Source organism: Frateuria sp. GZRR33, assembly GCF_051900425.1.
Classification (GTDB): domain Bacteria; phylum Pseudomonadota; class Gammaproteobacteria; order Xanthomonadales; family Rhodanobacteraceae; genus Frateuria_A.
In genome coordinates this window covers 83,538-96,416 of record NZ_JBHZGK010000008.1, presented here as the reverse complement: position 1 = coordinate 96,416, position 12,879 = coordinate 83,538, and the positions used below count along the sequence as shown (strand labels likewise).

8 protein-coding genes are annotated in these 12,879 nt (G+C 70.8%); all 8 read left to right on the top strand.

The genetic code is table 11. The annotated features are described in order from the left end of the window. Window positions 1-13: 13 nt before the first annotated feature. The 8 genes from tagH to ACFWZU_RS11775 all read left to right on the top strand — a co-directional run bounded on the left by tagH (window position 14) and on the right by ACFWZU_RS11775 (window position 12,878). Window positions 14-1,339 (top strand): type VI secretion system-associated FHA domain protein TagH, encoded by a 1,326-nt coding sequence (tagH, locus tag ACFWZU_RS11810; RefSeq protein ID WP_439701784.1) that lies wholly within the window; start codon window positions 14-16, stop codon window positions 1,337-1,339. A gap of 159 nt (window positions 1,340-1,498) precedes the next feature. Further along, a complete protein-coding gene (gene tssK, locus ACFWZU_RS11805) occupies window positions 1,499-2,836 on the top strand; it encodes a type VI secretion system baseplate subunit TssK (RefSeq protein WP_439701707.1) in 1,338 nt (445 codons plus the stop codon). Window positions 2,837-2,864: 28 nt separating this feature from the next. Continuing rightward, on the top strand, window positions 2,865-4,172 hold the full coding sequence (icmH, locus tag ACFWZU_RS11800) for a type IVB secretion system protein IcmH/DotU (protein WP_439701783.1): 1,308 nt from the start codon (window positions 2,865-2,867) through the stop codon (window positions 4,170-4,172). Window positions 4,173-4,176: 4 nt separating this feature from the next. Then, window positions 4,177-7,689, top strand: a complete 3,513-nt coding sequence (gene tssM, locus ACFWZU_RS11795; protein WP_439701706.1) for a type VI secretion system membrane subunit TssM — start codon at window positions 4,177-4,179, stop codon at window positions 7,687-7,689. Between the two features lie 2 nt (window positions 7,690-7,691). Beyond that, complete coding sequence (tagF, locus tag ACFWZU_RS11790; protein ID WP_439701705.1) at window positions 7,692-9,266, top strand: type VI secretion system-associated protein TagF; 1,575 nt, start codon at window positions 7,692-7,694, stop codon at window positions 9,264-9,266. Continuing rightward, window positions 9,263-9,988 carry a PP2C family protein-serine/threonine phosphatase gene (locus ACFWZU_RS11785; RefSeq protein WP_439701704.1) on the top strand — a complete coding sequence of 242 codons (726 nt, stop codon included), beginning with the start codon at window positions 9,263-9,265 and terminating at the stop codon, window positions 9,986-9,988. Before tagF ends, ACFWZU_RS11785 begins: the two co-directional genes overlap by 4 nt. A 9-nt stretch (window positions 9,989-9,997) precedes the next feature. Next, window positions 9,998-12,178, top strand: a complete 2,181-nt coding sequence (locus ACFWZU_RS11780; RefSeq protein WP_439701703.1) for a serine/threonine-protein kinase — start codon at window positions 9,998-10,000, stop codon at window positions 12,176-12,178. 13 nt (window positions 12,179-12,191) lie between these two features. Further along, window positions 12,192-12,878 carry a hypothetical protein gene (locus tag ACFWZU_RS11775; RefSeq protein WP_439701702.1) on the top strand — a complete coding sequence of 229 codons (687 nt, stop codon included), beginning with the start codon at window positions 12,192-12,194 and terminating at the stop codon, window positions 12,876-12,878. Window position 12,879: the final 1 nt, after the last annotated feature.

The window sequence follows — 12,879 nt, the reverse complement described above, 5'->3', positions numbered from 1 at the left end:
GCCACGCGTGCCTATTCCACAGACACTCGTCCTGGCCGTGCTCGGCCCGCATGCCGCGCAGTTCGGCGCGCGCAGCCAGAAATCCTTCGAAGGCCGCGACGGCAGCATCGGCCGCGCGGAGGACTGCGACTGGGTGCTCGGCGCCGCCGGCGTCTCGCGCGTGCACGCCATGGTGCGCTGCCTCAACGGCATGTACTTCATCGAGGACCGCAGCACCAACGGCATGCTGCTCAACGGCCGCCCGCTGGTGAAGGGCGACCCCGCCTCGCTGAAGGATGGCGATCGCCTGCAGATCGATACCTTCGAAGTGTCCGTGCGGCTGCAGGCCGACAGCGCCACGCTGGTGCAGCCAGCCGCGGCCCCGGCCCCGGTGCCCGCGATGGCGGCGGCTGCCCCGCTGCCCGGTGGCGACTTCCTGGACGAGATGCTGGGCGGTCCGTTCGGCGCTCCGCCGCCGGCGCGCGGCATCCCGGACGAGCCGCTTATCCCCGCGACCGGGAGTTCGGCCGCCGCCCTCGATCCGCTGGCGTTCCTGGACGAGCCGTTCGGCGCGCCGCCCGCACCGGCGCCGGCGCCGGCCGCCAGCTGGAACCATTCCAGCGGCATGGCCGACCACTTCCACCCGCCGGGCGTTGCCGGCCAGCGTCAGGCGCTGCCGGAGAACTGGGATCTCACCATGGGCGATTTCGCGCCCAAGGCGCCGCCCGCCCCGGCTCCGGTTCCGCCGACTGTACCGCCGGTCGTGGCACCGCCGGCCGCGCCGGTAGCCCCCTTGGCGATGCCGGCCGCCATGCCGGTTGCCGCAGCGGCTCCTGCCGTCGGCGTCCCGCCTGAACTGGACACGATCTTCCGCATCGTCGTCGATGGCGTGATGGACGTGCTGCGCGCCCGTGCGGAGATCAAGAACACCTTCCGCCTGCCGGTCACGCTGATCCAGCGTTCGGAGAACAACCCGCTGAAGTTCGCCCCGACCGCGGACGAGGCGCTGCAGAAGCTGCTGGCCCCGGCCGGCGGGGCCTTCCTCTCCGGCACGGAAGCCTTCCAGGACGCCTTCGACGACATCCGTTGCCACCAGATGGCCATGCTGGCCGGCGTGCGCGCCGGCTTCGAGGCGGTGCTGGCGCATTTCAACCCGGACCGGCTGGAGCAGGAGGTCGACGGCAGCAAGCGCTCGACCTTCGGCGGCAAGGGCCGCTACTGGGAGCGCTACCGGGAGAACTTCGAGGGCCTGGCCAAGGACCCGGACGAATGCTTCCGGCGCCTGTTCGGCGACGAGTTCGCGCGCGCCTACGAGGAGCAACTGGCCCGGCTGAAGTCGGCGCGGGTGCGGCAGCGGTAAGGGCGCATGGCGCTTTTCACGTGAAAAACACGCACTAGAGGAAGGGCCCGGCGCTTTGCCGGGTCCTGCAGGAGCGCCGTGGGCGCGGACGGGTTACCCGATCGCGCCGAGGGGCCTCCTGCAAGACGCCCATGGGCAATGCCAGCAGACAGGTCGGTCATGACGCAAAACAACAAAGTGGTATGGAGCGAGGGCCTGTTCCTGCGCCCGCAGCACCTGCAGCAGCAGGAGCGCTACTTCGAGCGCTTCGTCGAACTGCGTGCCGGCGCCCTGCGGCCCTACGCCTGGGGCTTCCAGGAGCTGGAGCTGGAGCCCGACCTGCTGGCCATCGGCAAGCTCGGCATCCGCCGCGCGCGAGGCATCTTCCCCGACGGCACGCCGTTTTCCATGCCCGGCGACGACCCGCTGCCGCCGGCGCTGGAGGTCGACGCCAACTGGCGCGACCAGACCGTCTACCTGACCCTCCCGCTGCGCTCGCCCACCCAGCCGGAGAGCGGCCGGCCCGAAGCCCCGGCCGAGCGGCTGTTCCGCTACCGCGTGCGCGAGACCGAGGTGCCCGACAGCTCCGGCAGCGTCGAGGGGCTCACGCCGCTGGAAGTCGGTGGCATGAGCACGCGGTTGCTGCCGCAGTCACAGCCGATGGAAGGGCTGGCGCAGATCCCGGTCGCGCGCATCGTCGAATGCCGCGCCGACCGCCGCGTGATGCTCGACGACGCCTTCATGCCCACCGGGCTGAGTTGCCAGGCCGTACCGCGGCTGGTGACCTTTCTCACCGAGCTGCTCGGCCTGCTGCACCAGCGCGGCGAGGCGCTGGCCAGTCGCGTCGCGCTGACCGACCGTGGCGGCGCGGCGGAGATCGCCGACTTCCTGATGCTGCAGGTGGTCAACCGCTACCAGCCACTGGTCGCGCACCTGGCCGAGGCGCCGCTGGAGCACCCGGAAGCCTTCTACCGCACGCTGGTGGCGATGGCCGGCGAGCTGACCACCTTCACCGCGCCGGGCAAGCGCCCGCCGATGTTCCCGCCGTACCGCCACGAGCTGCTGCGCGAGAGCTTCGAGCCGGTGATCGTCTCGTTGCGCAATGCGCTCAGCGCGGTGATGGAGCAGACCGCCATGCCGATCCCGCTGCAGCAGCGCAAGTACGGCGTGTGGGTGGCGGTGGTGCCGGACCTCACCCTGATCGACACCGCCGCGTTCGTGCTTTCGGCCAAGGCCGACATGAAGTCCGAGGACCTGCGCCGGCAACTGCCCGCGCACGCCAAGATCGGGCCGACCGAGAAGATCCGCGACCTGGTCAACCTGCAGTTGCCCGGCATCGCGGTGCAGCCGATGCCGGTGGCACCGCGGCAGATTCCCTACAACGCGGGCTACCTCTACTTCGAATTCGACAAGCACTCGCCGATGTGGCGTGAGCTGAAGACCTCCGGCGGCATCGCGTTCCATTTCGGCAGCGAGTTCGCCGGTCTCGACCTGCAACTTTGGGCCATCCGGAGCTGATGCCATGAGCGGTCCCTTCGACGAGGACATGCGCGACGCCACCGTGGTGCGTCCGCGCGGCGCGCCGGGCCCCGCTGCACCCGTGGCGCCGCTACCGGCCGCCCACGCGGCGCCGCCGGCGGCCTACGCCGCCGCGGCCCAGCCGGCACGCGAGGAAGACATCAGCGGTTTCCTCGGCGGCGGCATGAACCCGCTGGTGCAGGCGGCCAGCCCGCTGCTGCTGCTGGCCGTGCAGTTGCGCCACAGCGCCAGCGCGCCGGACGCCGCGCGCCTGCGCGAGCAGGCCACCACGCAGGTGCGCCGCTTCGAAAGCCGTGCACAGGCGTCCAACCTGCCGCAACAGACCGTGCTCGCGGCGCGTTACGTGCTGTGCACCATGCTCGACGAGTCGGTGCTCAACGCGCCCTGGGGCGAGCACAGCGGCTGGGCGCAGCAGACCCTGCTGGTCGCGTTCCACAGCGAGTCCTACGGCGGCGCCAAGTTCTTCCAGATCCTCGAGCGGCTGTGCGCGGATTTCTCCAGGCACATCGACCTGATCGAGCTGATGTACATCTGCCTGGCGCTCGGCTTCGGCGGGCGCTACCAGATCGAGGCAGGCGGGCGCGCCAAGCTGGCCGACATCCAGGAAGACCTGTACCGGCGGCTGAAGGAACAGCGCGCGCCGGCCGCGCAGGAACTGGCGCCGCACTGGCGCGGCGTCGAGGACCGGCGCAACCCGCTGGTGCGCTACGTGCCGCTGTGGGTGATCGCCACCGCGGCCGCCTGCGTGCTGCTGGCAGCGTTCCTGTTCTTCTATACCCGGCTCAACGACGCGGCCGCACCGGTCAACGCGCAGCTCGCGCGGATCGGGCTGGAGGGCGCGACGGCGCCGGATACGGCGCATCGTCCGGCGCCCGAGCGCAAGAGCCTGAAGCAATTGCTGTCGCCGGAAGAACAGGCCGGGTTGCTGAGCATCGACGAGCAGCCGGACGGGCAGGCGATGCTGCGCCTTTCGGGCAATGCGATGTTCGCCTCCGGCGGTGTCGACGTGAACGACCGCCAGCTGCCGTTGCTGCACAAGATCACCGCTGCGCTCAACCAGGTATCCGGCCGCGTGATCGTGATCGGCCATACCGACGATCAGCCGATCCACTCGCTCAAGTTCAAGGACAACTTCGCGCTGTCGGCCGCACGCGCGCAATCGGTGCGGCAGATCCTGACCCAGGGGCTGGACGACCCGGGCCGCATCGAATCGACCGGCGCCGGCGCCTCGCAGCCGATCGCGCTGCCGCCGGACCTGCCGGACAACCGCACGCGCAACCGACGCGTCGAAATCAAGTTCATTCCGGAGGCCTGACGCCGTGGCGAAGTTGCTGAGCCTTTTGAAGTCCGCCTGGTTCGTCACGCTGATCGGCGTGCTGCTGCTTTCGGTGCTGGTGTGGCTGGGCGGCCCGTACCTGGGTATCGGGGATGCGCAGCCGCTGGCCAGTCCGGTGGCGCGGCTGCTGCTGATCATGGTGATCGTGCTGGCCTGGGGCGCCTGGCTGCAGGTGCAGGCGCTGCGCGCGCGCGGCAAGGCGAACAAGATGTCCGGCGAGCTGGCCGGGCAGGGCGGCGCGGCGCCTGCCGAGGGCGGCGACAACCGCAGCGCGGGCGAACGCTCGCAGTTGCAGGGCCGCTTTGCCGAGGCGGTCGAGATGCTGCGCAAGCGCCGCCGTGGCAACCTGTACGCCTTGCCCTGGTACGTGGTGATCGGCCCGCCGGGCTCGGGCAAGAGCACGCTGCTGCAGAATTCCGGACTCAACTTTCCGCTGTCGGAGCGCTTCGGCAAGGAAGCGCTGCGCGGCGTGGGCGGCACGCGCAACTGCGACTGGTGGTTCACCGACGAGGCGGTGTTCCTCGATACCGCCGGCCGCTACACCACGCAGGATTCCGACCGCTCGGCCGACGCCACCGCCTGGGGCGAGTTCCTCAAGCTGCTGCGCCGTTACCGCAAGCGGCGGCCGATCAACGGCGTGATCGTGGCGATGAGCCTGTCCGACCTGATGGTGCTGGACGAGACCGGCCGGCAGGAACATGCCCGCGCGATCCGCCGCCGCCTGGACGAGCTGGCCGAACACCTGAAGATCGGCGTGCCGGTCTACCTGGTGCTGACCAAGTGCGATCTGGTGGCCGGCTTCGGCGAGTTCTTCGACGACATGAACCCCGAGCTGCGCAACCAGGTCTGGGGCGTGTCCTTCCCGCTCAACAAGACCATGGACGGCAGCGCCGCCAAGGCCTTCGCCGACGAGTACCGGCTGCTGCTTGACCGGCTCAACACGCGCACGCTCGACCGGCTGCACGCCGAACGTGATCGCGGCCGTCGCGCCGCCGTGTTGTCCTTCCCGCAGCAGCTCGCCTCGCTGGGCGAGACCGCGCGGCAGTTCGTCGAGGGCGTGTTCGCCGGCCACGCCTACGGCACCCCGCCGTTGCTGCGTGGCGTCTACCTCACCTCCGGCACCCAGGAAGGCACGCCGATCGACCGCATGATGGGGGCGGTGGCACGCACCTTCGGCCTGGATGCGGCGCGGGTCAATCCGCAGGGCGCGCAGCGGCGCACCTTCTTCGTCGAGCGGCTGCTCAAGGAAGTGCTGTTCCGCGAGTCCGGCCTGGCCGGGACCAACCCCGCGATCGAACGGCGCAAGGTCGCCGTGCAACTGGCCGCCTACGTCGGCATGGCGCTGTTCACCGTGCTGCTGTGCTTCGGCTTCGCCACCAGCTACGCGCGTAATCGCGCCTACCTGGGGCAGGTGCAGGACGCGCTCAAGGGTTACCCGGCCGGCGTGGACCTGCCGGCCAGCGCCACGCCGAAGGAATACTTCGCCAAGGTGCTCGATCGGCTCGAAGCGCTGTCGGCGGTGCAGCAGACGGCCACGCCCGAGGGCGGCGTGCCGATGTCGATGCGTCTGGGTCTCTACCAGGGCAACGCGGTCGGCGAGGATCTGCACGCGGCCTACCTGCGCGAGCTCAACGCACTGCTGCTGCCTGGCGTGGGTGCGCAGTTCCGCGGCGGCCTGGCCGCCAGCGCGTCCGATCCGCAGGCGCTCTACTACTACCTGAAGGGCTACCTGATGCTGGGCGAGCCCAAGCATCTGGACGCCGACGAACTGGTGGCGCTGGCCAACCTGGAATGGCGCAAGGTATTTCCCGACGAGCCTGTGCTGCAGCAGGCGTTGGCCAAGCACTTCCAGGCACTGGTGGAAGAGCCCGGCCAGTTGCGCGCGCTGCCGCTGGATGCGGCATTGGTCGAGCAGGCGCGCACCACGTTGCGCACCGCCGACCTCTCCACGCTGGTCTACGGCAGCATGAAGCTCTCGGCCGAAAACGCCGGCAAGCCGCTGCAACTGGACAAGGAGCTGGGCCTGCTCGGCAACGTGTTCCGCCGCCAGAGCGGCAAGCCGCTGTCCGATCCGCTGCCGGCGCTCTACACGCAGCCGGTGTTCGCCATCGAGGCGGACAAGGGCGTGGCCGAAGCAGTGAAACAGTTCGCCGCGGACGACTGGGTGTTCGGCGGCGAGCCGATCGATGCGCTGGCGCAGGCGCGGCTTTCGCGCCAGGTGCTGGCGCTCTACGAGACCGACTACATCAAGGCCTGGGACGCGCTGCTGGCCGATCTGCAGTTGCAGCCGGCGGCGAGCATCCAGGACGCCAGCACGATCGCGGCGAAGCTTTCCGGTCCGAGCTCACCGCTGAAGTCGCTGCTCAAGCTGGTGAGCGACAACACCAGCGACATGCTGCGCGCGCCGCCGCCCGACGCAGGCGACAAGGGGCTGGATGCGGCCAAGGACGCGGCCGGGAAGAAGGCCACCCAGAACGCACTCGGCCGCGCGCTGGCGAAGGCCGGGGGCGGCGCCGCCGCGGCGGACGAAGCACCGCCCGGCAGCGCCATCAGTGCTCACTTCGACACCCTCAACAAGCTCAGCGAAGGCGCCCCCGGCGCGGCGCCGATCGACCAGACCCTGGCCGCGCTCGACCAGTTGAGCAAGACGCTGTTGACCATGACCGACTTCAGCGATGCCGCCGGCCAGCCCAACCCGCAACTGCTGATGGCGCAGCAGGCCGCCGCGCAGTTGCCGCCGCCGGTGTCCGGCTGGGTCGCCTCGCTGACCGGCAAGAGCCAGGCGCTGGTCGCCAGCGGCACCAAGGGCGCGCTGGACGAGCAGTTCCAGCAGGCCGCCGCGCAGGATTGCGCAGCCTTCACCCAGGGCCGCTTCCCGTTCTCGCCAACCAGCCGCAACGACATCCCGGTGCAGAACTTCGGCGAGATGTTCGGCTACGGCGGGCGCTACGACGGCTTCTTCAAGCAAACCCTGGCCAAGCTGGTCGACACCAGCGGGCGTAACTGGCAGTGGAAGAGTGGCCCGGGCGCGGTCAGCGGTTCGGCCTCGATGCTGGCGCAGATGCAGCTGGCCGACAGCATCAAGCAGATGTACTTCCGCAATGGCAGCCCGACGCCCGAAGTGGGCTTCACCCTGCTGGCGCCCGTGCTGGCGTCGGGCATCGGCCGCTTCGCCATCGCCATCGACGGGCAGACCTTCGACTACAAGCCGGGCGGCAGCACCAGCATGGCGATGAAGTGGCCGGGACCAACGCCGGGACAGGTCAAGGTGTCGGCGTGGGATACGTCCGGCAACCTGCTCAGCAGCTACGACTACCAGGGCGACTGGGCCTTCTTCCACGCCCTGCAGGCGGCGCAGCTCTCCCGCCAGTCGGACCTGCGCTACCAGGCGCATTTCGATTTCGGCGGCCAGGCGGTCCAGCTCGTCGTGCAGGCCAGCAACCTTAAGAACCCGTTCCTCAACACGCAGGTGCAACGCTTCCGGTGCGGGGGCTAGCCATGTCCGGGCCGACAGGGGGCGGGACGGCGAGCGTGGGCTTCTTCGGCAAGTTGCCGGGGGCGGGGGACTTCGTGCAGCGGCGGTTGCCCGGAGGGTTCGTCGAACGCTGGGACCGGCATTTCGAGCAGGCGGTGTTCGCCAGCCGGGAGGCGCTGGGCCAGGAGTGGGGGGCGGCCTATCGCGCCAGCCCGACGTGGCGCTTCGTGCTGTCGCCGCAGGCGTGCGGCGAGGGTGCCTGGGCGGGCGTGTTCGGACCGGCGGACGACCGCGTCGGCCGCAGCTTCCCGATGGTGCTCGCCGCTTCGGTCGTGCCCGCACAGATCGAGCCGCTGCTGCGCGAGGGCGCCGGCTGGTTCGAGGCGCTGGCGCGCGTGCACGCGCAGGGACAGCGCGGTGCGCCGGTGGACGCCGAAGGCTTCGACATCCTGGTGTCGGCGTTGCCCGGCCCGTCGCCCCATGTGCCGGCGACGGTCGACCTGTGCGAAGGCATCGACTTCAGTCGCGCGACGCATTGGCGCCTTCCGCTGCCGGCGCGCGCGATCGATGGCGAGGCGCTGGTCGGGCTGTGGCGGCGGCTCGCCAGCCATGGTGGCCCGTGGTGCCTGTGGTGGAGCGAAGGTGCCGGTCGCGTGCCGGCCGGGATCCTCGCCACCCGCGGACTGCCCGCGCCCGAGGCGTACGCGGGTTTCCTGGATGCGGCGCGGGCCGGCGCGTGGCTGAGTCCAACGGGCGCCTCCGCAGCGCCGCCGGCGCCCACGGCGGCAGCCGTGAACGGACAACCGCTCACGCCCATGCACGCGCCGCCACCGCCGCCGGTTCCGCCGCGCGAGCCGGATGACGACGTGACCGTGCCCGGCTTCGTGCGCCAGGCACAGGCAGCCGCTCCCCTGGCGGGCGCGCCCGTGTTCAACACCGAGCTCTCGGTCCAGACGGCGCCCGGCGCTGCCGTGGTCCGCCATCCAGCCTGCGCGCTGACCCTCGTCGCGGCGGATCTGGGCCTGGCCGATCCGCGCCGCCGCGCCGCCTCCGCGGCTGCCAGCGTCGGCGCCGAAATGAATCCCGCCGACGAGGTGGCGCCCGGCACGCATGCGCTGCGTGCCCGCCTGATGGCGCTCCATCCGCTGTTGCGCCACGGGCGCGTCGGCGAGGACGGCGCGGTGGTCGCCGTGCGCGTCGCCGGCACCCAGGCCGGGCTGCTGCGGGTGGGCGCCGCCAGTGCCTGGCACTGGCGCGGTGGCCGCATGCGCCCGTTGTTCGCCGCCGCGCCGGCGCAGCCGGTTTTGCCTGGCGGGGGCGAGCTGGACGACCTGCTGTTCGGCGGCACCGACGCTCCCTCCGTCCCCGGCCTGGGCGCCGAAGGCATGCCCGGCTGCGAGCAGATCGCGTGCGAACTGATGCCTGGCGACCGCCTGGTGCTGCTGGCCGGCCTGGCGCATGCGCAGCTTTCCCAGGCCACGCTGGCCCAGGCGCTGGTCGCCGCCACGCCGGAGGACGCGCAGGCGCGCCTGGCCCAGGCGCTGGGTCCCAACCCTACGCGGCCCTGGCCGCTGGCCGTCATCGAGGTACAGCCATGAGCGTGCGTTACCAGTCCGCGGGACACACCCACACCGGCAAGGTCCGCAAGCACAACGAGGACGCGATCCTGGTGCGCGAGGACGTCGGCCTGTGGGTAGTCGCCGACGGCCTGGGCGGGCACTCGGCCGGCGACTACGCCAGTGGGCTGATCGTGGAGCGACTGGGCTCGCTGCCGCGCAACGGCGACGTGTTCGAGTTCATCGAATCGATCGAGGACACGCTGGCGCAGGTCAACAGCGAGCTGCGCCAGGTAGCGATGGTGCGCGGCGTCGACCTGATCGGCTCCACCGTGGTGCTGCTCGTGTACGACCCCGACTTCATGCTGTGCGGGTGGGTCGGCGACAGCCGCGCCTACTGTTTCGAGGATGGCCACCTGCGCCAGATCACCCGCGACCACGTGCATGGCGTCAAGGAAGAAGTGACCCAGTTCGCCGGCGGCCCCGCGCCCGCGCGCCCGCAGCCGGGCGCCGGCGTGCTGACCCGGGCGATCGGCGCGGAAGAGCGATTGTTCGTCGACTGGGTGGTTGCAGGCAACCGTGCGGGTACGCAGTTCGTGCTGTGCTCCGACGGCATCAACAAGGAGATGTCGGACGAGGAGATCGACGCGCAGTGCGCGCGTCCACAGCTGCCCGGCGATGTGCTGCAGGGGCTGTTCGCGCTGGCCATGGGCCGCGCCGCGCGGGACAACGTGTCGGCCGTGGTCGTGCGGCTGCAGGACTGACCCGGCACCATGACCACCCCGTCGCTAAGCGCGCTCATCGAGGCCTACCAGGCCGGCGAGCTGTCGTTGCCGGCATTGCTGGTCGACGCACTCGCCGAGCGCGGCGCGGTGTCTATGGAGCAGCATGCGGACGACCTTCAGTGGCTCGGGCGGATGCGCGAGGAAGGCCGTCTGGATGCCGGCGTGGCGCACCTGGTGTCCGAACGCCTGGCGTCGCTGCAACGCGCCGGCGAGGAAGTGGCCTCGGTGCTGGCCGAAGCCGACGAGGCGACCTGCGTTGCACCGGGCCTGCGATCCACGCCGATCGCCACCTCGGGTGATGAGGCGACCTGCGTCGCGCCGCCGGCACGGCCGGTCACCGACAGCGCGCCGGCAGACCAGGCGACGGTGGTCAAGCCGGCCTCCGTCCGCCCGGAAGCGACCCGCACCGGCGTCACCGGCTCGCGGACCACAGGCAGCACCGGAAGCGTCGACGCCGCCGGCTGGCAGCAGCTGGCCAGCGTGGCGGGCGGCGATCAGGCGAACGTCGGCATGCTGCTCAAGGGGCGCTTCCTGATCGAGCGCGAGATCGGTCGCGGCGGCATGGGCGTGGTGTTCCTGGCGCGCGACGAACGCAAGGTCGAGGCCCGTGACCGCGACCCGTACGTCGCGGTGAAGGTGCTCAATGACGAATTCCGCCGCCACCCCGATTCGCTGATCGCGCTGCAGCGCGAATCGCGCCGCTCGCAGCAACTGGCGCACGACAACATCGTGCGCGTCTACGACTTCGACAAGGACGGCACCATCGTCTTCATGACGATGGAGTACGTCGACGGCTCCGATCTCAAGACGCTGATCCGCGAGAGCGCGTTCCGTGGGCTGCCGCTGGCGAAAGCGAGGCCGCTGATCGAAGGCATGGCCCGCGCGCTCAAGCGCGCCCACGACGCGGGCGTGGTCCACTCGGACTTCAAGCCCGGCAACGTGATGGTCACCCGCGAGGGCTATCCGAAGGTGTTCGATTTCGGCATCGCGCGCGCCGGCAAGCAGCCGGGCGAGGCGGCCGAGGACCAGACCGTGTTCGACGCAGGCCGCCTTGGCGCACTGACCCCGGCGTATGCCAGCCTGGAGATGATCCAGGGGCGGCCGCCGCAGGCGACCGACGACATCTATGCGCTCGGCTGCGTGGCCTTCGAGCTGCTCACCGGCAAGCACCCGTTCGACAAGGTGAGCGCCGAGGTGGCCATGCGCGAGGGGCGCAAGCCGCCGGCGGTGCCGGGGCTGACCCGCCGCCAGTACAGGACGTTGTGCGACGCCGTCGCGTTTACCGCCGACAAGCGCCTGAAAAGTGCCGACCTGATGGTCGAGGGCTTGCGTGATGTCGGCCTGGGCGAGCGCCTGGGCCGGCCGCTCGCCTGGACCCTGGCCGGCGTCCTGCTGCTGGCGGTCGCCGGTTGGGGCGCGCTCGGCCAGTGGCGCGCGCGCCAGGTCGCCGAGGTGGCCTCGCGTTTCCAGGCGGCCAACCCGCGACATTTCGGCGACGAAGCGGAGGCGGTCGCCGCGCTCGAGCGACTGGGCGAGGACGGACGCAAGCGCCTGATGCTCGACCAGGGCGACCAGGTGCAGCAATTTCTGCTCGACCGCGTCGACGCCTACTGGGATCCGGGCCAGGGCCGGCGCGATTACGCCGCCGCCGAGCGTGTGTTCGAACTGCCCGCGCGGTTGCACCTGTTCCTGCCGCGGCTGGATCTCAAGCGTGCCACCGTGGAGAAGCAGAAGCAGGAGCTGGAGCGGCACGCCCTGGCGAACACTGCGCCGACGCCCGCGCCAGCGACGCCTCAGAGCAACCCCGATGCGGTGCCGGCGCCGATTCAGGCGACGCAAGCGCTGGCCACCCAGCCATCGGCAGCGACGCAGGCCGCGACCACGCAGCCTTTGGCGACGACGCAGGCAGCGACACCCGCCAGGACGCCAACGGCCGAGAAGCACCGGGCCGCTCCGTCATCCGCAGGTTCTTCCAGCCGCATGCAGGAAGTCGCCGCCGGGCTGCTGCGCGAGGGCGAGCGGAACTTCGCCCAGCAGAACTACTCCGCCGCCATCGCCAACGCCAAGGCCGCGCTGCAGGTCAACCCCGGCGACGCGGCCGCCCGACGTCTCCTGCGCCGCGCCCAGCAGGCACAGCAGCAGGCCATGAACAGCATCTCGATCAACTGAGGAGGGACTCGCCATGCATAACGGAATTCGCGGTATCAGCCTGATGGGCGCGGCTTGCATGCTCGCCCTGGTCAGTGGTTGCGCGCAGATGCCCGAACTGGGCATGCCCGCCGCTGACGCCGGCCGCACGAACGTCGCCGAACCGGCGTCGCCGGAATGCAACCCGGTGGTGGGCGGTGCGATCGGCGCACTGGCCGGGTCGATGTTCGGCAAGGGCAAGGGCCACGTGGCGGGCGCGGCGATCGGCGCCGGCATCGGCGTGTTCGCCTGCATGGCCTACAACTATCACGCGCGCAAGGTGCGCGACGCGCGCTCGGTGGAAGACCAGTACCGGCGCGACCGCGGCGCCTTGCCGACGGACAACACCATCAGCGCCTACCAGACTGCGCTGCTGCCGGGCGAGACGATCCGCTCCGGCAGCAAGGCGGCAATGCAGTCGCGCGTCACGCTGGTGCGCGGCACGCAGGCCGGCGCGCCGCAGCTCAAGGAACAGTTGACCCTGTTCGCGCCGGACGGCCGTCAGTTGACCACCGTGACCAAGGACGCCACCGCCATCGACGGCACCGGCGAGTACGAGACCAATTTCGACTTCAACCTGCCCAAGGGCATCCAGGACGGCCGCTACACGATGCGCTCGGCGCTGTACATGGACGGTCAGCAGGTGCGCACCAACGAAGTCCCCATGCTGGTGGTCAGCTGAC

Coding starts and splice junctions, on each gene's coding strand:
- ACFWZU_RS11785 (WP_439701704.1), top strand. CDS start 9,263: ATGAGCGTGCGTTACCAGTCCGCGGGACACACCCACACCGGCAAGGTC.
- icmH (WP_439701783.1), top strand. CDS start 2,865: ATGCGCGACGCCACCGTGGTGCGTCCGCGCGGCGCGCCGGGCCCCGCT.
- tssK (WP_439701707.1), top strand. CDS start 1,499: ATGACGCAAAACAACAAAGTGGTATGGAGCGAGGGCCTGTTCCTGCGC.
- ACFWZU_RS11775 (WP_439701702.1), top strand. CDS start 12,192: ATGCATAACGGAATTCGCGGTATCAGCCTGATGGGCGCGGCTTGCATG.
- ACFWZU_RS11780 (WP_439701703.1), top strand. CDS start 9,998: ATGACCACCCCGTCGCTAAGCGCGCTCATCGAGGCCTACCAGGCCGGC.
- tagF (WP_439701705.1), top strand. CDS start 7,692: ATGTCCGGGCCGACAGGGGGCGGGACGGCGAGCGTGGGCTTCTTCGGC.